Origin of the sequence: Pseudochrobactrum kiredjianiae (genome assembly GCF_030362795.1) — a bacterium.
Taxonomy (GTDB): domain Bacteria; phylum Pseudomonadota; class Alphaproteobacteria; order Rhizobiales; family Rhizobiaceae; genus Pseudochrobactrum; species Pseudochrobactrum kiredjianiae.
Genome location: NZ_JAUCBM010000001.1, coordinates 300222 through 324719, shown reverse-complemented (window position 1 = coordinate 324719; position 24498 = coordinate 300222). Strand labels below are relative to the sequence as shown.

At 52.0% G+C, this 24498-nt stretch carries 21 protein-coding genes and 1 other RNA gene; 14 read left to right on the top strand and 8 right to left on the bottom strand.

The window, feature by feature from the left end; all coding sequences use genetic code 11:
• Positions 1–340 precede the first annotated feature (340 nt).
• The 3 genes from aroA (at position 341) to rpsA (ending at position 4217) form a co-directional block, all read left to right on the top strand.
• Positions 341–1693 carry a 3-phosphoshikimate 1-carboxyvinyltransferase gene (gene aroA / locus QUF18_RS01550; RefSeq protein ID WP_289384652.1) on the top strand — a complete coding sequence of 451 codons (1353 nt, stop codon included), beginning with the start codon at positions 341–343 and terminating at the stop codon, positions 1691–1693.
• 5 nt (positions 1694–1698) lie between these two features.
• Complete coding sequence (gene cmk, locus QUF18_RS01545; RefSeq protein ID WP_289384650.1) at positions 1699–2340, top strand: (d)CMP kinase; 642 nt, start codon at positions 1699–1701, stop codon at positions 2338–2340.
• A gap of 176 nt (positions 2341–2516) precedes the next feature.
• Entirely contained in the window at positions 2517–4217 is a 1701-nt protein-coding gene (rpsA, locus tag QUF18_RS01540) for a 30S ribosomal protein S1 (protein ID WP_289384648.1), read from the top strand.
• Positions 4218–4454: 237 nt separating this feature from the next.
• Here the strand turns inward: rpsA and QUF18_RS01535 are convergent, their stop codons facing one another.
• On the bottom strand, positions 4455–5471 hold the full coding sequence (locus QUF18_RS01535) for a YeiH family protein (protein ID WP_289384646.1): 1017 nt from the start codon (positions 5469–5471) through the stop codon (positions 4455–4457).
• A 105-nt stretch (positions 5472–5576) separates the two neighbouring features.
• Between QUF18_RS01535 and QUF18_RS01530 the strand changes: the two genes are divergently transcribed.
• Positions 5577–6461, top strand: coding sequence for a LysR family transcriptional regulator (locus tag QUF18_RS01530; protein WP_289384644.1), 885 nt, complete (start codon positions 5577–5579; stop codon positions 6459–6461).
• Positions 6462–6464: 3 nt separating this feature from the next.
• Here the strand turns inward: QUF18_RS01530 and QUF18_RS01525 are convergent, their stop codons facing one another.
• The 5 genes from QUF18_RS01525 to ffs all read right to left on the bottom strand — a co-directional run bounded on the left by QUF18_RS01525 (position 6465) and on the right by ffs (position 11120).
• Positions 6465–7742, bottom strand: a complete 1278-nt coding sequence (locus tag QUF18_RS01525; RefSeq protein WP_289384642.1) for a lytic murein transglycosylase — start codon at positions 7740–7742, stop codon at positions 6465–6467.
• Between the two features lie 125 nt (positions 7743–7867).
• Complete coding sequence (gene recR / locus QUF18_RS01520; RefSeq protein ID WP_289384640.1) at positions 7868–8473, bottom strand: recombination mediator RecR; 606 nt, start codon at positions 8471–8473, stop codon at positions 7868–7870.
• Between the two features lie 81 nt (positions 8474–8554).
• Positions 8555–8878: a YbaB/EbfC family nucleoid-associated protein gene (locus QUF18_RS01515; RefSeq protein ID WP_022711615.1), complete on the bottom strand. Its 324-nt coding sequence runs from the start codon at positions 8876–8878 to the stop codon at positions 8555–8557.
• Between the two features lie 176 nt (positions 8879–9054).
• Positions 9055–10902 (bottom strand): DNA polymerase III subunit gamma/tau, encoded by a 1848-nt coding sequence (locus QUF18_RS01510; protein WP_289386082.1) that lies wholly within the window; start codon positions 10900–10902, stop codon positions 9055–9057.
• Between the two features lie 121 nt (positions 10903–11023).
• Positions 11024–11120: signal recognition particle sRNA small type (gene ffs, locus QUF18_RS01505), an RNA gene on the bottom strand.
• A gap of 167 nt (positions 11121–11287) precedes the next feature.
• Here ffs and QUF18_RS01500 point away from each other — a divergent pair.
• Positions 11288–11698 carry an HIT domain-containing protein gene (locus QUF18_RS01500; protein ID WP_289384632.1) on the top strand — a complete coding sequence of 137 codons (411 nt, stop codon included), beginning with the start codon at positions 11288–11290 and terminating at the stop codon, positions 11696–11698.
• A 38-nt stretch (positions 11699–11736) separates the two neighbouring features.
• A complete protein-coding gene (nudC, locus tag QUF18_RS01495; RefSeq protein ID WP_289384630.1) occupies positions 11737–12684 on the top strand; it encodes an NAD(+) diphosphatase in 948 nt (315 codons plus the stop codon).
• A gap of 51 nt (positions 12685–12735) precedes the next feature.
• Here nudC and QUF18_RS01490 read toward each other — a convergent pair whose 3' ends face one another.
• Both QUF18_RS01490 and QUF18_RS01485 read right to left on the bottom strand, forming a co-directional pair.
• Positions 12736–13602, bottom strand: coding sequence for a prephenate dehydratase (locus tag QUF18_RS01490; protein ID WP_289384628.1), 867 nt, complete (start codon positions 13600–13602; stop codon positions 12736–12738).
• A gap of 51 nt (positions 13603–13653) precedes the next feature.
• Positions 13654–14397 carry a 3-deoxy-manno-octulosonate cytidylyltransferase gene (locus QUF18_RS01485; protein ID WP_289384627.1) on the bottom strand — a complete coding sequence of 248 codons (744 nt, stop codon included), beginning with the start codon at positions 14395–14397 and terminating at the stop codon, positions 13654–13656.
• A 182-nt stretch (positions 14398–14579) separates the two neighbouring features.
• Between QUF18_RS01485 and QUF18_RS01480 the strand changes: the two genes are divergently transcribed.
• The 8 genes from QUF18_RS01480 to QUF18_RS01445 all read left to right on the top strand — a co-directional run bounded on the left by QUF18_RS01480 (position 14580) and on the right by QUF18_RS01445 (position 24446).
• Entirely contained in the window at positions 14580–15269 is a 690-nt protein-coding gene (locus QUF18_RS01480) for a c-type cytochrome (protein WP_289384624.1), read from the top strand.
• Between the two features lie 74 nt (positions 15270–15343).
• Entirely contained in the window at positions 15344–15568 is a 225-nt protein-coding gene (locus QUF18_RS01475) for an alkylphosphonate utilization protein (protein WP_289384622.1), read from the top strand.
• A gap of 125 nt (positions 15569–15693) precedes the next feature.
• Positions 15694–17556: an extracellular solute-binding protein gene (locus QUF18_RS01470; protein WP_289384620.1), complete on the top strand. Its 1863-nt coding sequence runs from the start codon at positions 15694–15696 to the stop codon at positions 17554–17556.
• A gap of 134 nt (positions 17557–17690) precedes the next feature.
• Positions 17691–19550, top strand: coding sequence for an extracellular solute-binding protein (locus QUF18_RS01465; RefSeq protein ID WP_289384618.1), 1860 nt, complete (start codon positions 17691–17693; stop codon positions 19548–19550).
• Between the two features lie 60 nt (positions 19551–19610).
• Positions 19611–20705, top strand: a complete 1095-nt coding sequence (locus tag QUF18_RS01460; RefSeq protein ID WP_289384616.1) for a microcin C ABC transporter permease YejB — start codon at positions 19611–19613, stop codon at positions 20703–20705.
• Positions 20705–21841, top strand: a complete 1137-nt coding sequence (locus tag QUF18_RS01455) for an ABC transporter permease (RefSeq protein WP_289384613.1) — start codon at positions 20705–20707, stop codon at positions 21839–21841. The genes QUF18_RS01460 and QUF18_RS01455 overlap by 1 nt, the downstream gene beginning before the upstream one ends.
• Positions 21838–23481 (top strand): ABC transporter ATP-binding protein, encoded by a 1644-nt coding sequence (locus QUF18_RS01450; RefSeq protein WP_289384612.1) that lies wholly within the window; start codon positions 21838–21840, stop codon positions 23479–23481. The genes QUF18_RS01455 and QUF18_RS01450 overlap by 4 nt, the downstream gene beginning before the upstream one ends.
• A complete protein-coding gene (locus tag QUF18_RS01445) occupies positions 23478–24446 on the top strand; it encodes a 2-hydroxyacid dehydrogenase (protein WP_289384610.1) in 969 nt (322 codons plus the stop codon). Before QUF18_RS01450 ends, QUF18_RS01445 begins: the two co-directional genes overlap by 4 nt.
• The last annotated feature ends 52 nt before the right edge of the window (positions 24447–24498 follow it).

Below are 24498 nucleotides of genomic sequence, written 5' to 3'. Positions count from 1 at the left end.
ATGCCTTTGTCAAAGCCAAAGACACATGTTTTGCTGAAACATGTGTCTTTACGGGGTTTCGTGGCGAAAATGCGCCGGTTTCTTTTCACCATGCCACAGAGGTGCAGGCTTGCATAGATTCCATATGCATACATGACAACCACAGAGTTTGCAGGATGACCTGCGTTGCTCAATTTGCAGGATGACCTGCATTGCTCAGTTTGCAGGATGACCTGCAGGGTTCAGTTTGCAGGATGACCTGCGGTTAAACCTATGCTAGACCTGTGCCACCTCGATTGACCGCGCTGTCTGAAACGCGCTTAAAGCTTAAAAAACGGCAGCATAAACTGACTGTAATATTATGTCTCACTCTCAAGTTTCCAAACCTGCAACCGCTCGTCGCTCACGTGACCTGAAGGGCGATATCCGTATTCCGGGCGACAAATCGATTTCTCACCGTTCTTTCATGTTCGGCGGTCTGGCATCGGGTGAAACCCGCATTTCCGGTCTGCTGGAAGGTGAAGATATTCTGGCCACCGGCAAAGCCATGCAGGCTATGGGTGCGCAAATCCGTAAAGACGGCGATATCTGGATTATCAACGGCACCGGCAACGGCTGCCTGCTGGAATCAGAAACCCCGCTGGATTTCGGCAATGCCGGCACCGGTGTACGCCTGACCATGGGTCTGGTCGGCACCTATGATATGAAAACATCGTTCTTAGGCGATGCATCACTCACCTCCCGTCCGATGGCTCGTGTGCTCAACCCATTGCGTGAAATGGGCGTACAGGTTGAAGCCGCAGAAGGCGACCGCCTGCCCCTGACATTGCACGGTCCTCGCACAGCCAATCCGATCCGCTACCGTGTGCCAATGGCCTCGGCACAGGTTAAATCCGCCGTACTGCTCGCCGGACTTAATACGCCAGGTGTGACCACAGTGATCGAACCGATCATGACCCGCGACCACACGGAAAAGATGTTGCAGGGCTTTGGCGCGGATTTGAGCGTTGAAACCGACAAAGACGGTGTGCGTCACATTCACATTGTTGGTCAGGGCAAACTCACCGGCCAGACCATTGATGTACCGGGCGATCCGTCCTCAACCGCCTTCCCACTGGTTGCTGCACTGATTACTGAAGGTTCAGACCTCATCATTCGTAATGTGCTGATGAACCCGACCCGTACCGGCCTGATCACCACTTTGCAGGAAATGGGTGCCGAGATCGAGATTCTCGATCCGCGTCTGGCTGGCGGTGAAGATGTCGCCGACCTGCGTGTGCGCTCGTCAAAACTCACCGGCATTACTGTGCCTGTCGATCGCGCACCTTCGATGATTGACGAATATCCGGTTCTGGCCATTGCCGCCGCTTTTGCGGAAGGTGAAACCATTATGGACGGGTTGGATGAACTGCGCGTCAAAGAATCAGACCGTCTTGCAGCCGTTGCCCGTGGCCTTGAGGCCAATGGTGTCGATTGCACTGAGGGTGAAATGTCACTGACCGTGCGCGGCAAGCCATCCGGTAAAGGTTTTGGCGGCGGCACTGTTGCTACGCATCTCGATCACCGCATTGCTATGAGCTTCCTCGTGCTTGGTCTGGCTGCGGAAAAGCCGGTGACCGTTGACGATGCCACGATGATCGCCACATCATTTCCGGAATTCATGGATCTGATGCGCGGTTTGGGTGCTGATATCACCATGACGAAAGCCAAATAACCGCAATGCAGGATAAAGCTTTCATCATTGCCATTGACGGGCCTGCGGCATCCGGAAAAGGAACGCTGGCCCGCAACCTCGCCGCGCATTACGGCTTTCATCATCTGGATACCGGCCTCACCTATCGTGCGGTTGCTAAAGCCTTGATTGATCAGGGTTTACCGCTTGATGATGAAGGCATTGCAACCTCAGCGGCACAGAAACTCGATCTGAAAGGGCTGGACCGCACTGTGCTGTCCGCTCATGAGATTGGCGAAGCTGCCTCCAAAGTAGCGGTCATGCAAAATGTGCGCCGCGCCTTGGTGGAAGCCCAGCGCAAATTCGCTGACACTCTGCCAGGCACAGTGCTGGATGGTCGCGATATCGGCACAGTTGTCTGCCCTGATGCACCGGTCAAACTCTATATCACCGCCTCTGCGGAAGTACGAGCAGAGCGCCGCTATCAGGAAATGCGTGCAAAAAACGCAGATGCGGATTATAATGAAGTTCTGGACGATCTGAAACGCCGTGACGAGCGCGATATGAACCGCGAAGCTTCCCCATTGAAGCCTGCGCACGATGCGCACTTGATCGACACCAGTAAAATGTCTATAGAAGCGGCATTTCTAGAAGCGAAAACGCTGATAGATACTGCATTGCGCAGCTGATCATCTTCTGAATTTCAGAAAAATCATTGAGTTGTGCGTCTTTTATATAAAAAATGTCTGTTTTCAGGCCATGCGCCGGATTGTTCTTTTTAAGAACGGCTTGTCTTCAGACTTTCTCGAAACACCAACCCCCGGCGCCGTATCCTGTGTTTTGCACGGATACATCAGGAGTCTACATGTCAGATTTTAACCCGACACGCGAAGATTTTGAAGCTCTGCTGGCTGAGTCCTTCGCCAATAATGACCTTGCAGAAGGTTATGTTGTTAAGGGCCGTATTGTTGCCATCGAAAAAGACATGGCAATCATCGATGCAGGTCTCAAAGTTGAAGGCCGCGTGCCGCTGAAGGAATTCGGCGCTAAGGGCAAAGACGGCTCGATGAAGCCGGGCGACGAAGTAGAAGTTTACGTTGAGCGTATCGAAAACGCGCTTGGCGAAGCTGTTCTGTCGCGCGAAAAAGCTCGCCGCGAAGAAAGCTGGGTTCGCCTCGAAGAGAAATTCGGCAAAGGTGAACGCGTTGATGGCGTTATCTTCAATCAGGTTAAGGGTGGTTTCACCGTTGATCTCGATGGTGCCGTTGCGTTCCTGCCACGTTCACAGGTTGACATTCGTCCGATCCGCGACGTTACACCTCTGATGCACAACCCACAGCCGTTTGAAATCCTGAAAATGGACAAGCGTCGCGGCAACATCGTTGTGTCCCGTCGTACCGTTCTGGAAGAATCCCGTGCGGAACAGCGCTCTGAAATCGTTCAGAACCTTGAAGAAGGTCAGGTTGTTGACGGCGTTGTCAAGAACATCACCGATTACGGTGCGTTCGTTGACCTCGGCGGCATTGACGGCCTGCTGCACGTTACCGACATGGCATGGCGCCGTGTAAACCATCCTTCCGAAATCCTGACAATCGGTCAGCAGGTTAAGGTTCAGATCATCCGCATCAACCAGGATACACATCGTATTTCCCTGGGCATGAAGCAGCTTGAAAATGATCCTTGGGATGGCATCGGTGCGAAATATCCGGTTGGCAAGAAGATCACTGGTAACGTAACCAACATCACCGATTACGGTGCATTTGTTGAAATCGAACCAGGTATCGAAGGTCTGATCCACGTTTCCGAAATGTCCTGGACAAAGAAGAACGTACATCCGGGCAAAATCCTGTCGACCTCTCAGGAAGTCGAAGTTGTTGTGCTCGAAGTGGATCCGGTCAAGCGCCGTATTTCGCTCGGTCTCAAGCAGACCCTCGACAACCCATGGACAACTTTCGCTCAGAAATATCCAGCCAACAGCGTTGTTGAAGGCGAAGTTAAGAACAAGACCGAATTCGGCCTGTTCATTGGTCTCGACGGCGATGTAGACGGCATGGTTCACCTGTCGGATCTCGACTGGAACCGTCCGGGCGAACAGGTTATCGAAGAGTTCAACAAAGGTGACGTTGTTAAGGCAGTCGTTCTCGATGTAGACATCGAAAAAGAACGTATCTCCCTTGGCATCAAGCAGCTGACCGGCGATAGCGTTGGTGAAGCAGCTTCTTCCGGCGACCTGCGCAAAAACGCAGTTGTAGCTTGTGAAGTTACCGCTGTTACCGATGGTGGTCTGGAAGTTAAGCTCGTTGACCACGATATCGAAACCTTCATCAAGCGTTCCGACCTGTCCCGTGACCGTGACGAACAGCGCCCAGAGCGTTTCTCTGTCGGCCAGAAGTTTGACGCACGCGTCATCTCCTTCGACAAGAAAACCCGCAAGCTGCAGGTTTCCATCAAGGCTCTCGAAATTGCTGAAGAAAAAGAAGCAGTTGCTCAGTACGGTTCCGCAGATGGCGGCGCATCGCTCGGTGACATTCTTGCTGCAGCAATGAAGAAGTCCGAAAACAACTAATTCATGAGCGGGGCTTTATCCGTGTGATTGAGCCCTGTTTATCTTAAGTAGTTAAAGCCCCCGCCGGAGCAATCCGGCGGGGGCTTTTTTATGAGGGGCATCATAGAACACCGCTTCTGAATTGCTGATGCGGCGCTCTACAGCATAATTCCTTAAACTTGAATCAGTTTAAGGAATTATGCTGTAAATATAAAGCGTTAGAGCGACCTTTGTGCGCCCAAGAGGGCGCACGGCACTCTAGGCTACGCCAAGCAAAGTAATCAAAGACAGGCTGATAGCGCCCAATGCCAGTAGCGAGAAGATCGCAGTTAGTGTCACACGGCCTCCGGCTTTAATGACAGTGCGGACATCCACACCAAGACCTAGGCCAGCCATCGCAATAACAGTCAGGGCTGTGCTGCCTTCATGTAACGGTGTCAGCGCCATTGGCGGGATAAATGACAGGCTGCGCAGAGCCATCATGGCCAAAAAGCCAATAATAAACCAAGGCACCATCTGTGATAATTTCGGGCGGGCACCACCCGACTTCGCACCAATAACACCGATTGTCACAATGACCGGCCCCAGCATCAGCACACGCACCAGCTTAACCAATGTGCCAATTTGCACACTCAGCGCTGCCACAGGCGCAGTCGCGGCCAAGACCTGCGGAACTGCATAGACGGTGAGACCGGCCAGAATACCATATTGTGCAGCCGACATATTCAGCAACGGCACCAACAATGGCAGACAGAGCACCACAATCACGCCCAGTACTGCTGTAAAGGCAATGGACGATGCCACATCATCGCTATTGGCACCGATAACCGGTGCAGTTGCAGCAATCGCCGAATTGCCGCAAATGGAATTACCACAGGCAACCAGCACCGCCATGCGATGCGACAGGCGCATCATCCGGCCAATCGAATAGCTGATGCCAATCGACAGCATCACAACACCGGCAATCCCGCCGATCAAAGCCGGCCCTGCCTGCATCACCGCTTCAGCGCTAATAGATGCACCAAGCAGTACAATCGCAATTTCCAGAATCATCTTTGCTGAAAACTGTATCCCTGAATGATAGCGATCAGACAGGCTGAACAGGGAGCGCACGGCTGCACCGATCAAAATAGCCAGTACGATTGATTCCAACCATGCACGTCCGAACAGCTCGGCTTCAATATATTCCAGCCCGTAAGCCGCAGCGCTGACCAGAAGGCAGAGCATGAAACCGGGTAAAATTCGGGAGAAATTAGAAGTAATGTTACGTGTCATGGCAGTTATTCCAATAATTTTTCTAATTCTATCGCTCATTTCAATCATTCATTCCATTTGAAAATATGGTATGTTTCGTTCAGTAAAAACGAATGATTGATCGCCATGACGCTTGAACAATTACGGATATTCGCGGAAGTCGCCCGTCAGCAGCATCTCACCCGTGCAGCCGAGAGCCTGCATTTGACGCCCTCGGCAGTCAGTGCGGCGATCAAAACACTGGAAGAGCGCTATGATACGCAACTGTTCAACCGCATTGGCCGGCGGATTGAGCTGAATGAAACAGGGCGCATCTTTCTGCATGAAGCAGAGGCTGTGCTTGCCCGTGCGCAGGCCGCAGAACTCACGCTCAGCGAGATAACCGGTCTGCAACGGGGCAGCCTGCATATTTATGCCAGCCAGACGATTGCCAGTTATTGGCTGCCACCGGTATTGGCGCGGTTTCACACTACCTATCCGATGATTGATCTCAAACTCTCTATCGGTAACAGCGAGCAGGTTGTTGAGGCGTTACGGGAGGGGCTGGCGGATACAGGTTTTATTGAAGGCGAGACCGATGATCCATTGCTGCATAAAGAATCAGTGGCAACAGATCAGTTGATTACCGTTGTTCGCCCGGAGCATCCTTGGGCAAAATTGACTGCGCTCTCTGCTAAAATATTGCCGGAAAGTTTCTGGATTTTACGTGAGCAAGGCTCCGGCACGCGTGCGGCCTTTGAGGCCTATTTACGCGATCAGGCTTTTGATCCCGCACACCTGCCGCTCGCACTGGAATTACCATCCAACGAGGCTATATGCTCGGCTCTGATTGCAGGAGATTATGCCACTGTGCTTTCTGCACTCGCAGCCCGGCCGCATCTCGCGGCAGGCACATTAAAGCAAGTGCCCTTCACACTGCCGCCACGACAGTTCTGGCTTCTGAACCACCGCGAGCGCTACCAGAGCCACGCCTTTAAAGCGCTTTATGTGATGGTCAAAGAAACCAGATAACAGTCAGCGAATGGCTTTAACCAGCGCCTTATCAGGGAAACAGGTGGCAGGCTGGCCATTCTTTGCCTGCCAGATGCCGATAGAGCGTCGGGTTTTAAATCCTGCCAGACCATCAGGCTTACCGACATCATAGCCCTGCTTTTGCAGACGTTTCTGCATGGCAGCGACATCGGAGCGATAAAGACCGCCGACATCGCCCCAGCCTTGCTGAAAACCACCGGCTCCATAGCTCATCCTGTCAGAGACATGACCGATGAACAGTGCATAGAGATCGCTCATATTATAGTTTTTCAGCACATAGAAATTCGGCGTGACGATAAATGCAGGCCCATGACGACCGGCAGGCATCAGCAGAAAACTTTCTTGTGCCATTTCCTGTGCAGGGAATGCCTTGCCATTCACGCGGGTAATGCCCAGCGCTGTCCAGTCTTTAAATGTTTTGCCCTGATCCGGCCCTTCCAGCGAGCAGGAGACGTTTTGCGGCACATTGACCTCAAAGCCCCAGTCACGGCCTTTCTGCCAACCGAAATGCTGCAAATAGGCAGCAATAGAAGCCAGTGTATCCGGCACAGAATTCCAAATGTCGCGTCGGCCGTCCCCGTCGTAATCGACGGCATGTTTTAAATAAGAGGTCGGCATGAATTGCGGCTGACCAAGCGCTCCCGCCCATGAGCTTTTCAGGTGCGCACTATCCATATAGCCCTTCTGCACAATCTCCAGTGCAGCTAGCAACTCCGCGCGGAACATATCCTTACGCGTTGCCATAAAGGCTTTGGTCGCCAGCACTTCAAAACCGTTATAGGGAATTTTCACCGTGCCGAAGGCGGATTCACGTCCCCAGACAGCAACAACAATACCGGCAGGCACGCCGAAATCACGTTCGATTTTCGCCAGCAGGCTCTTATGGGCATTGAGCTTTGCCTTGCCGTTGCTGACAACGGAATCAACTGTACCTTTGCGGAAATAATTGCCCGGAGAGCCAAATTCAGATTGAGTCTGCTGTTTTGGTGTTTGCGGCTTGGTGCCGGGTGGCACCAGATCCGGCAGTTTCCAGTTCAGCTGCACACCGGATAAAGACTGGTCGAACACGCTACGGCTGATGCCGCGCTGTTGTGCCTGCGACCACAGATCATTCTGCAGCCATTGTTGAAAAGCTGCATTGGTTTTGGATTGGAGTGCAGCAGAATAAGTCTGTGCCTGCGCTGACGGTATACTAAGCGGCACCGCTACACCCAACAGGCTGAGCGCCACCAGAGCCTGACGGAGGAAAGTCTTCTGCATGGCTGCTCCTGTTATAAAAAATACACCTGAAACTTGGATAAAAAATCGGTTGGTCGCAAGCGAAATGGTGATTTTCGAGTACCGGAGCACAGGAAACTGCCATTTGCAGCCAGACCAGACGGTTTTTAAAGGGAGGTTCTGGCGCGCAAAGCTGCTGCCAGTGTCCCCTCATCCAGATAATCCAGCTCACCGCCGACCGGCACACCATGGGCAAGACGGGTGATTTTCACATCCATGCCGTCGAGCTGATCGGTGATATAATGCGCTGTGGTCTGCCCTTCGACCGTGGCATTGACCGCGAGAATAATCTCTTTGATCTCACCGCCCGTCACACGCTCGATCAGACCTTTAATATTGAGATCATCCGGCCCCACACCATCCAATGGTGACAGACGCCCGCCCAGAACATGGTAGCGCACATTCATGGTGCCTGCACGTTCCAGTGCCCAAAGATCGGACACATCTTCAACGACAATAAGCATGGAAGGATCACGGCGCGGATCTTCGCAAACCGTACATGGATCACTGGTATCGACATTGCCGCAGCAGGAACAAATACGCACCTTTTCAGCAGCTTCCTGCATAGCAGAGCCAAGTGGCACCAGCAGCGCATCTTTTTTCTTGATCAGATGCAGCGCGGCGCGGCGTGCAGAACGGGGCCCGAGCCCCGGCACGCGGGCAAGAAGCTGGATCAGGCGTTCAATTTCAGGACCGGCGATTCGTTTTGACATAGTGAAGACTTAAAACATTTAACGCCCGAATAGAATCGGGCGTTAATTTATAATCACATGATGTATGGATAATCTGCCGCTTTAGAACGGCAGTTTCATGCCCGGAGGGATTGGCAGACCGGCGGTCAGCGCCTGTGTCTTTTCAGCCATCATCGCTTCCAGCTTGGCTTTCGCATCATTATGCGCTGCGATAATCAGGTCTTCCAGAATTTCGCCTTCGCCTTCTTTGAGCAGCGACGGATCAATTTTCAGACTGGTCAATGTACCTTTGCCGAGCAGCGTCAGACTGACCAGACCGCCGCCGGAAGTGGCGCTAACTTCCATCTGCGCGATTTCTTCCTGCATGGCCTGCATTTTGGCCTGCATTTCTTTTGCTTTGCTCAGCATACCCATCATGTCACGCATGTGGCAGGACTCCTCGAATTACTCTTTTTCAATAAATGGTTCATAGCCATGGCAGTTTCAACCGCAGCTAAAGCGCATTCCGAAAAGTGTGAAGCGGTTTTCGGATTCAAATGCGCGTAAAAACAAAAAGATAGAGCGGTTTCAACGGTTCAATATTAACTGAAACCGCTCTATAATTAATCTTCATCATCTAAATCGCCGCTATCCACACCAGGATCCGGCATTTGCATTTCCAGCTCCGTATCATCATCCGGTGTGGTAATGCGCACGTCGATGATTTTAGCGCCCGGAAATTTTGCAAGGATCGCCGCCACATCCGGATCAGCGCGGGCATCTGTTACCAGTTCCTCGCGCCGTGCGGTTTCAACCTCAGCCACAGTCTGACCACCACCGTCACGGGCAACGGAAACCATCCAGCGCTCGCCTGTCCAGTCGAGCAGACGCTGTGCCATATCCGTGGCCAGTGTTTTCGGCGCATGCTCGGTCAGCGCAATTTCCATACGGTTTTGCCCGATGGAAACCAGACGCACGAAATTCTTGACCAGAATCTTGAACTGCAAATCGCGCTTATTGCCAGCCAGATTGACGATATCATTCAGATCACGAATACGCACTGCCTGCGGAGCAGGTTCTGCTTTAGGCTGGACAATGGTTTGCGGCTGTATCGCTGTCTGTGCCGCAGGCTCGGCCAATCGAAGAGCGGCACCACCATTATTTTGGCGTTGCACCATCTGACCGGAAACCGCATCAGCGGCAGCATAGGCTGTTGCACCGCCGCCAGAACCATTACCACCGCCACCGCCTTGCGGAGCTGATGGTGCAGAACCGCCAGCACTATGCCCATTAGTGATAGCTTTCAGCGCTTCATCCAATGTCGGCAAATCAGCAGAATGTGCCAAACGGATCAGCAGCATTTCTGCCGCCTGCACCGGACGCGATGAGGTTTCCACCTCATGAATACCTTTGAGAAGCATCTGCCAGCAGCGCGACAAAGCGCGGATCGACAATGTCTTGGCAAATTCAGCGCCGCGCACACGCTCATCTTCCGACAGCGACATATCCTGCGCGACTTCCGGCGTAAAACGCAGACGTGTGACCAGATGGTTGAAATCCGCGAGATCGCTCAGCACGACAGAAGGATCAGCGCCCACATCATATTGCGCACGGAATTCTTTGAGTACGCCCGCCACATCACCGCGCATCAGCATTTCAAACAGATCGATAATGCGCGCACGGTCAGCAAGACCGAGCATTTCACGCACAGTCTGGCTATCGACCGTGCCGTTGCCGTGGGCGATTGCCTGATCGAGAATCGACAGGCTGTCACGCGCAGAACCTTCACCGGCACGGGCAATCATCGCCAAAGCTGTGTCGTCAGCCTGCACATTTTCAAGACCGGTGATCTTGCGCAGCAGGCTGGTCAATGTGCCGGATTCAATGCGGCGCAGGTCAAAACGCTGACAGCGCGACAGAACCGTAATCGGCACTTTGCGGATTTCCGTGGTCGCAAAAATAAACTTCACATGCGGCGGCGGCTCTTCCAATGTCTTCAACAGGCCGTTGAAGGCCTGATTGGAAAGCATATGCACCTCATCGATGATATAGACTTTGTAACGGGCAGAAACCGGACGGTAGCGCACCTGTTCAATAATCTCACGAATATCATCAATACCCGTATGGGATGCCGCATCCATCTCGATCACATCGACATGGCGGCCTTCCATAATCGCCTGACAATGCTCACCCAATTCGGTCAGATGCACACTCGGCTGATCAATTGTATCTGTTTTATAATTCAGGCCGCGCGCCAGAATACGCGCCGTTGTGGTTTTACCCACCCCGCGTACACCGGTCAGCATCCATGCCTGAGCAATACGTCCTGCTTCAAAAGCATTGGTCAGGGTGCGCACCATCGGCTCCTGACCATAAAGATCGTCAAAATTCTGCGGGCGGTATTTACGGGCGAGAACGCGATAAGCATTATCTGCCGGTTTATTATCCATGGATTTCGCGCGCTCCTTCAGATCCCGTCTTTAAACTTCACTGCTGTAGCACAGATCGTCAGCCGATTGAAAACAGAAAGCGGCCTCTCGGAAAACTTAGCTTTTCCGTGCACAACAATCTGGATTTCAGGGGAGAAAAAAGGTGGGAGGCTGGCACGATGACCCGTGCCGAGCTCGTTAGGGCTGCTTCCTTCCGGACCTGACCCGGTTGGCGAGTGGACCGTCCACCACCAACCTCCCGCGCTTCATATCGGAAATTTAAACGCAAAATGCAAGACTCAAATAAGCTGAGATAAAAAAATAGAGATTATTTTCACGCATTTTATGTTTGAATAGTTCCAGACTAGTCAAAATCAGTATCAAAACGGCCAAACAAGAACAATATCCCTCAAAAAGGCACCGCATCATGCCAGATTTCGCCCTCGACCAACGTTTACAAAATGACACCTTCCCAATCGGCCCGCTCGGCCTGTGCCAGTTGCTTTTGATGAATGACAAGCGCTGGCCGTGGTTGATTCTTGTGCCACAGCGGGCAGCTATGTCAGAAATTCACGAGCTCACCCCGCTCGACCAGACCATGCTCAGCTTTGAAACCTCAATGGTTGCAGAGGCGATGAAACAGGCGACAGCTTGCGAGAAAATCAATAGCGGCGCACTCGGCAATATTGTTCGGCAATTACATATCCATATTATTGCACGTAATAGCGGCGATGCGGCATGGCCGGGTCCGGTTTGGGGGCATGGCACGCGTGAGCCTTACACCGAAGAAGAAGCCCATAAGCTCATCAATGAATTACGCGCCCGTCTTGCTGCCTGAGTCTTGTCGTTATGCCCCATAATTTTGAATCTGCAGCGATGGCTGACAAGAATCACGGCCTTGGTTTTGCCGGTAAGACACTTGATCCGCAGGCTGAAAAACGTGATGAAACCAGCTTAGCCAATGCACTGGCCAATCCTGATGCGCAATTTTTGTTGTTTGCACGCGGTAAAATCCTGCTCAAACAGGGCGCGCCGGAACACCGCGCTTTATTTAGTCAGGAAGAAATCCGCAATCTGCAAAGCGGAGCGGATGAGGGTAGCAAAAACAATCTGATTTTGTTAGGCGAAGCGGAAGGCATTGCCTATCTTGCGCTGGATACCGGCCTTGATCCCGAAGCTCTTCCTCCAATACTCGAAGCCTCCGAATATCGCACGCTTTATACACATAATCTGCTAAGCCCCGCGCATAGCGGTATGGTTGCGCAGGCAGCAGCGCTGTTAGCATGGCATAAAACCCATCGCTTTTGCGGTCGTTGCGGCCATGAAACCGAAATGCGTATCGGCGGTTTCAAACGGGTTTGCACATCCTGCAATGCCGAGCATTTCCCACGCACTGATCCAGTGGTGATTATGCTGGTTACACACCAATCACCGTCCGGTGAACGTTGTCTGCTTGCACGCAGCCCGCATTTTGCCCCGCTGACCTATTCCTGCCTTGCCGGATTTGTCGAGCCGGGGGAAACGATTGAAAATGCTGTCCGGCGTGAAGTGCGCGAAGAATCTGGCCTGCCTGTCGGGCAAGTAACTTACTATACCAGTCAGCCATGGCCGTTTCCCTATTCCCTGATGATCGGCTGTTTCGCTCAGGGCTTGTCCGATGCAATTAATCTTGATCATGATGAGCTGGAAGATGGCCGTTGGTTTACCCGTGAGGAAGCCAAAGCCATGCTGGATGATGCACATGTGCAAGGCTTACGCACCCCGCCAGCCGGCGCGATCGCCAGCGCCCTTATCCGGCACTGGGTAGACAGCGCGGACAAATAAAAAAAGCGCCGGATTACTCCGGCGCTTTTATTTCATACAAAGTAATTGAGCTTACTCTGCTGCAAGCAGTTGCTTGCGGTTCTCACTGCCCGGATAAACACCGACAATCCGCACTTCCTTGGTGAAGAAGTCGAGTTCTTCCAAAGCCAGCTGCACAGAACGGTCATCCGGATGTCCCTCAATATCCGCATAGAACTGTGTTGCCATGAAAGTCCCGCCGATCTGGTAGCTCTCCAGCTTGGTCATGTTGATGCCATTGGTGGCAAAGCCGCCCATCGCCTTATAAAGTGCCGCCGGTACGTTGCGCACGCGGAACACAAAAGTCGTCACCATCAATTCATCCGGTGACTGGCGTGGCGCCCATTGTTCTTGTTTCGACAGAACAACAAAGCGCGTAATATTGTTTTCAGCGTCTTCGACATTGTTCTGCAAAATCTCAAGACCATAGAGTTCAGCCGCCAGCAATGGTGCCAAAGCCGCCTTGCTCTTATCACCGATTTCAGCCACCTGACGGGCAGCGCCTGCGGTATCGCCGGCAATCACCGGCTTCCAGCCATTGCCGCGAATGATTTTGCGGCATTGCCCCAGTGCATGAATATGGCTGTGAACGCTTTTGATGTCTTCTTTTTTGGTGCCAGGCAGCACCATCAGCTGAAAATGGATCGGCAGGAAATATTCGCCGATAATATGCAGGCGTGATTCCGGCAGAAGATGATGAATATCCGCAACACGACCGGCCAGCGTATTTTCAATCGGAATCATTGCCAGATCGGCTTCACCATTTTCAACAGCATTAAACGCGTCTTCAAAAGTTGCACATGGCAGCGGCTCCATTGTCGGAAACATATTGCGGCAGGCCGTGTCGGAATTTGCTCCCGGTTCACCCTGAAACGCTATTTTATTGGTCTTCGCTGCCATTTTTGGTGCCTTTGACTTAAGTTTAGAAATGCTTTTCCGTTGTTTTACAGATCAGCGCGACAAAACCTGCCGTGCTTTCTCCAGATCCTCAGGTGTATCCACCCCGAGCGGGAAGGATTGAACCACTTCCACATCGATTCGCATACCCGCTTCTAGCGCCCGTAGCTGTTCCAGTTTTTCGCGGATTTCCAGCACAGACTGACCAAGTGCGACGAATTTCTCCAGTGCTTCACGGCGATAGGCGTAAAGACCGATATGATGATAGAGCGGGCCATCACCATAAGGGGCGGTGGCGCGGGTGAAATAGAGCGCGCGTAGTTTATTGGCACCGGCCAATGGTGAACCGACAATCTTCACCACATTGGGATTGGTCTTTTCCTTCTCATCAGTGATCTCCACACCGAGGGTTGCGATATCCGCCGGCCCTTCGATGAGCGGCAACAAAGCCGTCTTAATCAGCGCCGGATCGATGGTCGGCAGGTCCCCCTGAACATTAATCACCGCATCAAATTCTTTATTGGGATCAATAAGTTGTAAAGCCTCATAAATTCTGTCGGAACCAGATTCATGATCCCCTCGGGTCATCACGGCTTCAAGGCCATGGGCTTCCATAGCCTCTTTAATCTCGGTGCTGTCGGTTGCAACCACCACGCGCCCCAGACCAGAGGCAACAGCGCGCTCTGCGACATGAACGATCATCGGCTTTCCGGCGATATCCGCCAGCGGCTTACCGGGCAGACGCGTTGAGGCCATACGGGCAGGAATCAGGATCAGCGATTTAAACGGCTTAGACATGGCTATTCATCCGAAAGTGTCAAAAAGTCACGGGTGCAGCTGTTCTTATAGGTGTTGCCAGCGTCAAGCAAAAGACCTAGTTTCCGGCAAAGGTCAGTAATGGAGGGCGACCCTCCCCTAAGACAGACTAAATATCACCGCCAAGCTAAAGGCGTTGGGGGAATAGGAGCGCTAGCGGCCACATGAATTCATCTCAGTCAAACAAATATATTATGGCCTTTCTGGCCACCGTTTTTATTGCCATGACCATTGGTATTTCTTCAGATGCGATTTTTTCTACACCGCATCCTGAAGCTGAAGGCTATGTCATTGCGGCCTCTGAGGGTGGCGCACCGGCTGCCGGTAAAGAAGCACCGGCTGCGGTTCCGATTGCAACACTGCTTGCATCAGCAGACCCTGCACGCGGCCAGAATGTTTTTAAACGCTGTGCCGCCTGTCATACAGGGGAAAAAGGCGGCGCTAATAAAGTCGGCCCGCATCTCTGGGATGTTGTTAATCGCCCGATGGCAACGGTTGAAGGCTTCAGCTATTCCGCTGCGATGAAAGAGTTTTCACAGGGCGGCAAGGAAGTCTGGGATTATGAGCATCTCAATAAATTCCTGACATCTCCTAAAGGCTATATCAAAGGCACCGCCATGGGCTTTGCCGGCGACAAAAAAGACAATGAACGCGCTGATCTGATTGCTTATCTGCGCTCACTGTCTGACAATCCGGCGCCACTGCCTTCACCGGAAGCCGCAGCACCTGCTGAAGCGACAAAACCGGCTGAAGAAGCAAAGCCAGCGGACGAAAAACCTGCTGAAGCGCCTGTGGCACCAGAAACTCCAGCACCTGCCGCACCGGAAGCACCGGCAACACAGCCTGCAAACTGATCCTGAAGATCAGTCTCCGATTATCAAGCCGGGCTTCAAAGCCCGGCTTTTATTTTTAAGAAAGATGAAACTCTATGTCTGATGAACCAATTGTACGCGACAGCAACGGCGCCCAGTTACAGGACGGCGATTCCGTCACCCTTATCAAGGACCTCAAGGTCAAAGGTACATCTGAAACCATCAAGCGCGGTACACTGGTCAAAAATGTCCGTCTGAACGGCCGTGATGGCGAAGTTGAGTGCAACACCAAACAGGTCAAAGGTTTGGTTCTGAAAACCGAATTCGTCAAAAAGGCCTGATTATTACAAAGATTTAATTCCGCAAACCCGATTTTTGCCCTGCATGCACCCGCGCTCCCTTTTAATTCACGCGGGGATCATTAAGGTGGTCACATCTTCTTGTGAGCAAATTATCGGGTGGCGGAATGAAAACAGCTTTGCGGGTTATGCTTGTCGCAGGTTTGAGCTTGTATACCAGTTTGGCTTCCGCTCAGGATAAAGCCCAAGACAAAGTACCGGAAAACGGCCTGCAATGGCGGCACGCCAACAGCCTGACCGGCGTGCCAAAATATCCCGCAGGCTTTAAGCATTACGACTATGTCAATCCGGACGCTCCTAAGGGCGGCATGCTCAATCAGGTTACTGTCGGCACTTTTGATAGTCTGAACCCTTATGTGGTTCAGGGTGTTGCTGCCGCAGGTCTCGCAAATTTCGGCGGCGGCATGCTCTATGATACGCTGATGGATCAGTCGATGGATCAGAGCTCGACCACCTACGGAATGATTGCCGAAGCGATGCAATTTCCGGATGATTTTTCCTGGGTTAAATTTCGCCTCAATCCCAAAGCTGCTTGGCATGACAAAACCCCGATCAGTGTTGAAGACGTGATCTGGTCGTTTGAGACTCTGAAAAAACAATCGCCGCTCTATAATCGCTACTATTCAGATGTCGTCAAAGCCGAAAAAACCGGCAACAACGAAGTTACCTTTACTTTCGACAAGGCTGGTAATCGCGAGTTGCCAAACATTATGGGCGATCTTGTCGTGCTGCCGAAACATTGGTGGGAAGGCAAAGATAAAAACGGTAAACAGCGTGATATCAGCCGTCCGACACTTGAAACTCCGCTTGGCTCCAGCGCCTATAAAATCGCGTCTGTCAATGCGGGAAAATCCATCATCTGGCAACGCGTGGATGACTACTGGGGTAAAGACCAGCCAACACAAGTCGGCCGCAATAATTTCGATCAGGTCAAATACGAATATTTCCTCAATAATGACGCAACATGGGAAGCCTTTAAAAAAGGTGGCGTCTATGACTATCGTCAGGAGAACATCGCGCAGCGCTGGCAGGAACAATATAATTTTCCGGCCTTTGAGCGTGGTGATGTAATCAAAGCCAGTTTTCCGATGCATGCAGCAGGCCGTATGCAAGGTGCATTCCTGAATACCCGCAAAGCCAAATTGCAGGACGTGCGTGTACGTGAAGCGCTGAACTGGGTGTTTGATTTTGAAAGCATGAACCGCATGCTGTTCTTCAATCAGTATAAGCGCATTGAAAGCTATTTTGCCGGTATTGATCTGGCATCGTCCGGTTTGCCTTCAGAAGCGGAGTTGAAAATCCTTGAAACAGTGCGCGGAGAAATTCCGGAAGCTGTTTTCACCAAGCCTTATAAGCTGCCGGTCTTTGATACGCCACAGGCTACACGTACCAATATACGCCATGCCCTTGATCTGCTTGCACAAGCCGGATGGGTCGTGAAAGATGGCAAACTTACCAATAACAAGGGTGAGGTTTTTACTCTCGAATTCCTGACCAATAATCCGAATGACGAACGCGTCGTCAGTCCGTTCATCAACAATCTGCGCCGCGTTGGTATCAATGCATCTTTGCGCGTTGTTGATGACGCGCAATATCAGGCGCGGGTCAATGACTTCGACTATGATGTCATCACCTCGGTTGTGGCGCAAAGCCAATCTCCGGGCAATGAACAGCGGGAAATGTGGAGCAGCCAGTCTGCTGATCTGAAAGGCAGTAAAAACTATGCCGGTATTAAAAATCCGGCAGTCGACAAGCTGATCGACCGTGTGGTCTATGCCAAAGATTACGACGAGTTGGTGGCAACAACCCGTGCACTCGACCGCGTGCTGCTCTGGAATTATTATACCGTTCCGCAATGGTATTCCGACACTATCAATATTGCCTATTGGAACAAGTTTGGTCTGCCGGACAAACAGCCTGATTATGCAGGGATTGATCCCTTCTCCTGGTGGGTAAAACCAAAACCATAAAATGGCTCACGCTGGTTTGGTCTTGTATTTTGACTCGCATTTTTTGAGTTTGATTCCCTATCGGATATTAACCACGAGGCAGGAGGAGCATGATGGCAGAGGGTAACAAAAACCTCATAAACCGGCGTCAGCTTATGACATTCAGCGGAGCAGCAGTATTGAGCGCGGCTCTGCCGTTGCACGTTAAAGCGCAAGGCACGCCTGACAAACCAACGCACGGTCTTTCCGTCTTTGATGATCTGAAATATCCGGCCGGTTTCAGCCATTTTGATTATATTAATCCTCAAGCGCCAAAAGGCGGAATATTCCGGCTCTCCGTCAATGAATGGACACTTAATCAGGCACCCAATACCTTCAATACGCTCAACACATTTTCAGCGTTGGGCGATGCTCCGCCACGGATGGAATCGTGCTTTGATAGTCTGATGACCCGCGCTTTGGATGAACCGGATGCGGTATATGGCTTGCTGGCTGAAAATGTTACCGTCAGCGAAGACGGCAAAAGCTATCGCTTTAAACTGCGTGAACAGGCACGTTTTCACGACAATACGCCAGTGACCGCCCATGATGCGGCTTACAGCTATGATCTGCTGAAAGAAAAAGGGCACCCTGCTTTGCGCTTGCTGCTCGCCAAAATGGAGAGTGCAGTTGCGCAAGATGATTATCATCTGAGCCTGACGCTCAAAGGTGAGGATGCCGGTCAAAACCGCCGTCTGATCACCAGCATGGTTCTACTGCCGGTACTCTCCAAAGCCTATTACACAGAGCATAAGTTTGACGGAAGCAGCCTGAATATCCCGCTCGGTTCCGGCGCCTATAAAGTCGGTGCGCTCTCGGCAGGGCAATATATCGAATATCAGCGCAATGAAGATTATTGGGCTAAAGACCTCAATGTGAATATCGGCTCCAATAATTTCGACCGTATCCGTATTGAGTTTTTCCGCGACAGACAACCGGCTTTTGAGGCCTTTAAAAAGGGCATTCTCGACTGGCGTGCTGAAAGTGTTTCAAAATCATGGACCAATGATTACGACTTCAGTGCAGTGCAATCCGGTAAAGTTATCAAGACGCGCTTTCCTGCGTGGAAAATTCCCTCCATGCAAAGCTGGGCGCTCAACCAGCGCCGCGAGCGTTTTAGCGATCAGCGTGTGCGTGAGGCTATTGTGCTCTGCTTTGATTTTGAGTGGAGCAACCGCAACCTGTTCAGCGATCTGTATCAACGCCAGCAATCCAATTTCAGCAACTCTGCCTTTGAAACCGAAGGTAAGCCCTCCCCTGAAGAGCAGGCGATTATCTCCCGCCATGCGGGTTTAATGGATGAGGCAACACGCACAGCGCTGCTGGATACCCCCGTCACTATGCCGGTAACAGACGGTAGCGGTCGCAATCGTGAGCAGTTGCGCCGCGCCGCCGACCTGATGAAAGAAGCTGGTTATCAGCGCAAAGACCGGTGGCTGGTTGATAAAAACGGACAGGTTTTCACGCTGGAAATTCTCAACAATTCTGACGGCTTTAACCGCGTCTATAATCCGATGATTAAGAATCTTCAGGCGATCGGGATTAATGCGGAAGTGCGCATGGCTGAAGCCGCGACCTATCAAAAACGCCAGCTCGATTTTGACTATGACATGATTGGTTTTGCCGCCAGTTCCTCACCGACACCTGACAGAACAACTTTGGCCGTGATGTACGGGTCAGAAAGTGTCAGCCTACCCGGTTCTCAAAATTATACCGGTACCAGCAGTCCTTTAATTGACGCCTTGCTGGATGATGTGGCACGAGCAGACAATCGCGATGAGTTAACGGCAACCATCCGTGTGCTCGACCGGCTGCTGCGCTATCGCAGAGACTGGATACCCTGCTGGTCAGCAGGCGGCAAACTGATTGCCTATTGGGACAAGTTCGGAATGATGGATTCAATGCCCTATGGCGGCTATCCGGAGTTTTACTGGTGGTATGATCACGAGAAAGCCGCACAGCTTGGTAAAACATAATTCAGCACTTTGCATTAAACTGTCAAAAGACAATAAAAAACAAACAGGATTATACAACTGATGGGCGCTTATATTCTCCGACGCCTGCTGCTCATGATTCCGACCATTCTGGGAATCATGGCCATTTCCTTTGCCGTCATCCAGTTTGCCCCCGGTGGCCCTGTCGAGCGTGTTATTGCGCAATTGCAGGGACAGGGCGGCGATGCCATGGACAGGCTCTCAGGCGGAGGTGCTGATGCAGGCAGCATATCATTGGATAGCGGCGGCTCCTCGAAATATCGCGGTGCGCAGGGGCTTGATCCTGAATTTATCGCCAGTCTTGAAAAGCAGTTCGGCTTTGATAAACCACCGCTGGAGCGCTTCGGCCTGATGCTGTGGAACTATGCCCGTTTTGATTTCGGCCATTCCTATTTCCGCGATATTGAAGTTCTTGATCTGATTAAAGAAAAACTGCCGGTATCGATTTCGCTCGGCCTTTGGCTCACGCTGATTTCCTATATGATCTCCATTCCGCTCGGTATTACCAAAGCTGTCCGTGACGGCTCGCGCTTTGACGTTTGGACCAGCGCGGTGATCATTGTCGGTTATGCGATTCCAAGCTTCCTCTTCGCTATCATGCTGATTGTGCTGTTTGCCGGCGGCTCATTCTTTGACTGGTTCCCGCTGCGTGGACTGACTTCGCCGGACTTTGATCAGATGAGCCTGTGGGGCAAGATCACCGATTATATCTGGCATATGGCGCTGCCGGTACTGGCACTGGTGCTGTCTGCTTTTGCGACCACCACCCTGCTCACCAAAAACTCGTTTCTTGAAGAAATTCGCAAACAATATGTCACCACCGCGCGCGCCAAAGGTCTGACAGAGCGGCAGGTGTTGTACGGTCATGTGTTCCGAAATGCGATGCTGATTGTGATTGCCGGTTTCCCCGGTGCTTTCATTACCGCCTTCTTCACCGGCTCACTGCTGATCGAAACTATTTTCTCGCTCGACGGTCTTGGTCTGCTTGGCTATCAGTCGGTGCTTAACCGCGATTATCCGGTGGTCTTTGCCAACTTGTTTATCTTCTCGCTGATCGGTTTGCTGGTCAGCCTGCTCTCCGACCTCACTTACACATGGATTGATCCGCGTATTGATTTTGACCGGAGGGATGTGTGATGAGCGATATCACCGCAACCTCTCCTGTGCGGGTGAAACGTCCGTTTTTGTCGCCGCTCAATCAGCGACGCTGGCGTAATTTCAAAGCCAATCGCCGTGGCTGGTGGTCTTTATGGCTGTTTATGTTCCTGTTTATCGGCTCACTGTTTGCTGAATTTATCGCCAATGACAAACCAATTCTGGTTTCCTACAAGGGCGAAATTCTGATGCCGGTGCTGGTTGATTATCCGGAAGAGAAATTTGGCGGTTTCTATGCCGTCACCGACTACCGCGATCCGGTCATTCAGGATGAAATCAATCAAAACGGCTGGGCGATCTGGCCGCCGGTTCGCTATTCCTACCGCACCGTCAACAACGAAATTCCGGAAGCTGCGCCGTCCAAACCTTTCTGGCTGATGTCGAAAGAGCAGCGCTGCGCCCGCTATGCGGAAGGTGTGAATGATCCCAATTGCACCATCGGCAATATGAACTGGCTCGGTACGGATGATCAGGCGCGCGATGTCTTTGCCCGTGCGCTTTATGGTTTCCGTATTTCGGTGCTGTTCGGCCTTATCCTCACCGCCTTTTCCGGTGTCATCGGCGTGACTGCCGGTGCGGTACAAGGTTATTTCGGTGGCTGGGTCGATCTGATTTTCCAGCGCTTCATCGAAATCTGGTCATCGATACCGGTGCTCTATCTGTTGCTGATTATCGCTGCCATTTTGCCGCCCGGCTTCTGGGTGCTGCTGTTCATCATGCTGCTATTCTCATGGGTTGCCTTTGTCGGCGTTGTCCGTGCCGAATTCCTGCGCGCCCGTAACTTTGAATATGTGAATGCAGCACGCTCGCTGGGCGTGAATAACCGAACCATCATGTGGCGGCACTTGCTGCCCAATGCGATGGTTGCAACCCTGACCTTCCTGCCGTTCATTCTCAACGGTTCGATCACCACGTTGACCTCGCTGGATTTTCTGGGCTTCGGTCTGCCACCGGGTTCAGCATCGCTTGGTGAGATGCTGGCACAGGGTAAGAATAATCTTCAGGCACCGTGGCTTGGCATAACCGGCTTTATCGTTATCTCGCTGATGTTGTCTTTGCTGATCTTTGTCGGTGAAGCAGTGCGTGATGCCTTTGATCCGCGAAAGGCTTTTAAATGACCCGAGATGAAAAAGCCGATGTGCTGCTCAGTGTCCGCGATCTGTCGATTGCCTTTCATCAGGATGGGCAAGACAGGGTTGCGGTCGATCATATTTCCTTCGACATTCACAAAGGTGAAACGGTAGCGCTGGTCGGTGAATCCGGTTCGGGTAAATCCATCTCCGCTTTGTCGGTGCTGAAACTGTTGCCCTACCCGTCTGCCAGCCATCCGTCCGGTCAGATCCTGTTCGACGGCGAAGATATGCTGACCACACCGGAAAACAAACTGCGTAGCGTGCGCGGCAATGACATTGCCATGATCTTTCAGGAGCCGATGACTTCGCTCAATCCGCTGCATTCCGTTGAGCGTCAGATCAGTGAAATTCTGCGTCTTCATCAGGGTATGGGGGAGAAACAGGCACGTGCGCGCACGATTGAACTGCTCAATGAAGTCGGCATCCGTGATCCGGAGAAACGCCTGCAATCCTATCCGCATCAGCTCTCCGGTGGTCAGCGTCAGCGTGTGATGATTGCTATGGCACTGGCCAACAAACCACGCCTTTTGATTGCTGATGAACCGACAACCGCACTTGATGTGACTGTACAGGCGCAGATTTTGCAGCTGCTGGCCGGGCTGAAAAGCGCGCAGGATATGTCGATGCTGTTCATCACCCATGATCTGGGTGTGGTGCGCAAGATTGCCGACCGTGTCTGTGTCATGCATCACGGCAAAATCGTGGAAAGCGGCAAAACGGAAGATATTTTCACCAATCCGCACCATGATTATACCAAGCATTTGCTGAGTGCGGAGCCCAAAGGCGCCCCCCTGCCTGCGCAGGAAGATGCCCCACTGGTGATGAGCGGTGAGGATATCAAAGTCTGGTTCCCGATCAAAAAAGGCTTTATGCGTAAAACCGTCGATTATGTAAAAGCGGTTGACGGCATCAATGTAGAGCTGCGTGCGGGACAGACACTCGGTGTTGTGGGGGAATCCGGTTCAGGAAAAACCACACTTGGGTTGGCACTGTCACGCATGATTTCCTCCAAAGGCGCGATCCGCTTTGGTGACAGGAATATTGATCAGTTCTCATTCAAAAATATGCGCCCGCTACGTCGTGAAATGCAAATCGTGTTTCAGGACCCGTTCGGTTCGCTTAGCCCGCGCATGTCCGTGGCGGAAATTATCGCCGAGGGCCTGCAGGTGCATGAGCCTAAACTTTCTCTCGATGAGCGCGATGATAAAGTCGTGGCAGCTCTGCATGAGGTTAATCTCGATCCCGAAAGCCGCTTCCGCTATCCCCACGAGTTTTCCGGCGGTCAGCGCCAGCGTATCGCTATTGCGCGCGCCATGGTGCTCAATCCGCGTTTTGTGATGCTGGATGAACCGACTTCTGCTCTCGATATGAGTGTGCAGGCACAGGTTGTCGAATTGCTGCGAAACTTACAGAAAAAGCACAATTTAAGCTATCTTTTCATCAGTCACGACTTGCGTGTGGTGAAAGCCCTTGCCAATCATGTTCTGGTGATGCGCAATGGCAAAGCGGTGGAATATGGTCCGGCGGAGGAGATTTTTGAGGCGCCGAAAACCGATTACACCCGCGCATTGATGGCAGCAGCCTTCCGTTTGGAGACGGCTGAAAAGGGAGTGGTAAATCAATGAGTGCAGCAACAAAAAACACCGGTAAAATCTATTTTGCAGCCACTGGCTGGGATCCGGAAATCTGGATGCAGGCGTTTGCCAAATATGCGCCGGATCGTGAGATTGTCACCGAGATCAAAGCCGGTGAAGAAGCCTCCATTGATTATGCTCTGGTCTGGAAGCAAAAGCGCGGCTCACTCGCCAATTTGCCGAATCTGAAAGTTATCTTCTCGCTCGGTGCCGGTGTGGATCATGTGTTCCACGATGATCAGGTGCCAAACCTGCCTATCGTACGCACCGTTTCGCCTGACCTGACCATGCGTATGACTGAATATGTGGTCTGGCAGGTTCTCGATCATCATCGTCTCGGACCGCAATATCGTGCGCAACAGCTCAAGAAAATCTGGCGTGAAGACCGCCGTCAACCTGCGGCCAATGAGGTCAATGTCGGGATTATGGGCTTAGGCGTTTTAGGGCGCGATGCAGCCGACAAGCTGAAACATCTTGGTTTCAATGTCAGCGGCTGGAGCCGCCGCCCGCAGGATGTTGCCGGTGTGAACACTTATCACGGTAAAGACGGCTTGAGCGATTTTCTCAAACAGGTTGATATTCTTGTCTGCCTGCTGCCGCTGACACCGGATACCAAAGGCATTCTGTCGATGTCAGTCTTTGGGCGTATGAAAGAGGACGGCCCGCTCGGCGCGCCAATCCTGATTAATGCGGGACGTGGTGGTTTGCAGAATGAGGCGGATATTCAGGCAGCGCTTGAACGCGGCCTGCTCTCTGCTGCCTCGCTTGATGTGTTTGAAACCGAGCCACTGCCGGAATCGAGCCCGCTTTGGGGAAATCCGAAAATTACCATCACACCACATGCCGCAGCCAGCTCCTCCGCCAATGCGCTGACACCGGAAGTCGTGAAAATGATTACCGATTATGAGCGTGACGGCACATTGACCAATCTGGTTGACCGTGAAAAACAATATTAAAATAGCGGTCGCTCCATTGGACGCATAAGGAGCACTATGAGATAATGAAAAG

Excerpts from the sequence above, each read along its gene's own strand:
- QUF18_RS01455 (WP_289384613.1), top strand. The coding sequence starts at position 20,705 with ATGAGCGATATCACCGCAACCTCTCCTGTGCGGGTGAAACGTCCGTTT.
- QUF18_RS01445 (WP_289384610.1), top strand. The coding sequence starts at position 23,478 with ATGAGTGCAGCAACAAAAAACACCGGTAAAATCTATTTTGCAGCCACT.
- QUF18_RS01465 (WP_289384618.1), top strand. The coding sequence starts at position 17,691 with ATGACATTCAGCGGAGCAGCAGTATTGAGCGCGGCTCTGCCGTTGCAC.
- QUF18_RS01475 (WP_289384622.1), top strand. The coding sequence starts at position 15,344 with ATGTCTGATGAACCAATTGTACGCGACAGCAACGGCGCCCAGTTACAG.
- recR (WP_289384640.1), bottom strand. The coding sequence starts at position 8,473 with ATGTCAAAACGAATCGCCGGTCCTGAAATTGAACGCCTGATCCAGCTT.
- cmk (WP_289384650.1), top strand. The coding sequence starts at position 1,699 with ATGCAGGATAAAGCTTTCATCATTGCCATTGACGGGCCTGCGGCATCC.
- QUF18_RS01515 (WP_022711615.1), bottom strand. The coding sequence starts at position 8,878 with ATGCGTGACATGATGGGTATGCTGAGCAAAGCAAAAGAAATGCAGGCC.
- QUF18_RS01485 (WP_289384627.1), bottom strand. The coding sequence starts at position 14,397 with ATGTCTAAGCCGTTTAAATCGCTGATCCTGATTCCTGCCCGTATGGCC.
- QUF18_RS01500 (WP_289384632.1), top strand. The coding sequence starts at position 11,288 with ATGCCAGATTTCGCCCTCGACCAACGTTTACAAAATGACACCTTCCCA.
- QUF18_RS01460 (WP_289384616.1), top strand. The coding sequence starts at position 19,611 with ATGGGCGCTTATATTCTCCGACGCCTGCTGCTCATGATTCCGACCATT.
- QUF18_RS01450 (WP_289384612.1), top strand. The coding sequence starts at position 21,838 with ATGACCCGAGATGAAAAAGCCGATGTGCTGCTCAGTGTCCGCGATCTG.
- rpsA (WP_289384648.1), top strand. The coding sequence starts at position 2,517 with ATGTCAGATTTTAACCCGACACGCGAAGATTTTGAAGCTCTGCTGGCT.
- QUF18_RS01480 (WP_289384624.1), top strand. The coding sequence starts at position 14,580 with ATGAATTCATCTCAGTCAAACAAATATATTATGGCCTTTCTGGCCACC.
- QUF18_RS01535 (WP_289384646.1), bottom strand. The coding sequence starts at position 5,471 with ATGACACGTAACATTACTTCTAATTTCTCCCGAATTTTACCCGGTTTC.
- QUF18_RS01525 (WP_289384642.1), bottom strand. The coding sequence starts at position 7,742 with ATGCAGAAGACTTTCCTCCGTCAGGCTCTGGTGGCGCTCAGCCTGTTG.
- aroA (WP_289384652.1), top strand. The coding sequence starts at position 341 with ATGTCTCACTCTCAAGTTTCCAAACCTGCAACCGCTCGTCGCTCACGT.
- QUF18_RS01490 (WP_289384628.1), bottom strand. The coding sequence starts at position 13,602 with ATGGCAGCGAAGACCAATAAAATAGCGTTTCAGGGTGAACCGGGAGCA.
- nudC (WP_289384630.1), top strand. The coding sequence starts at position 11,737 with ATGGCTGACAAGAATCACGGCCTTGGTTTTGCCGGTAAGACACTTGAT.
- QUF18_RS01470 (WP_289384620.1), top strand. The coding sequence starts at position 15,694 with ATGAAAACAGCTTTGCGGGTTATGCTTGTCGCAGGTTTGAGCTTGTAT.
- QUF18_RS01530 (WP_289384644.1), top strand. The coding sequence starts at position 5,577 with ATGACGCTTGAACAATTACGGATATTCGCGGAAGTCGCCCGTCAGCAG.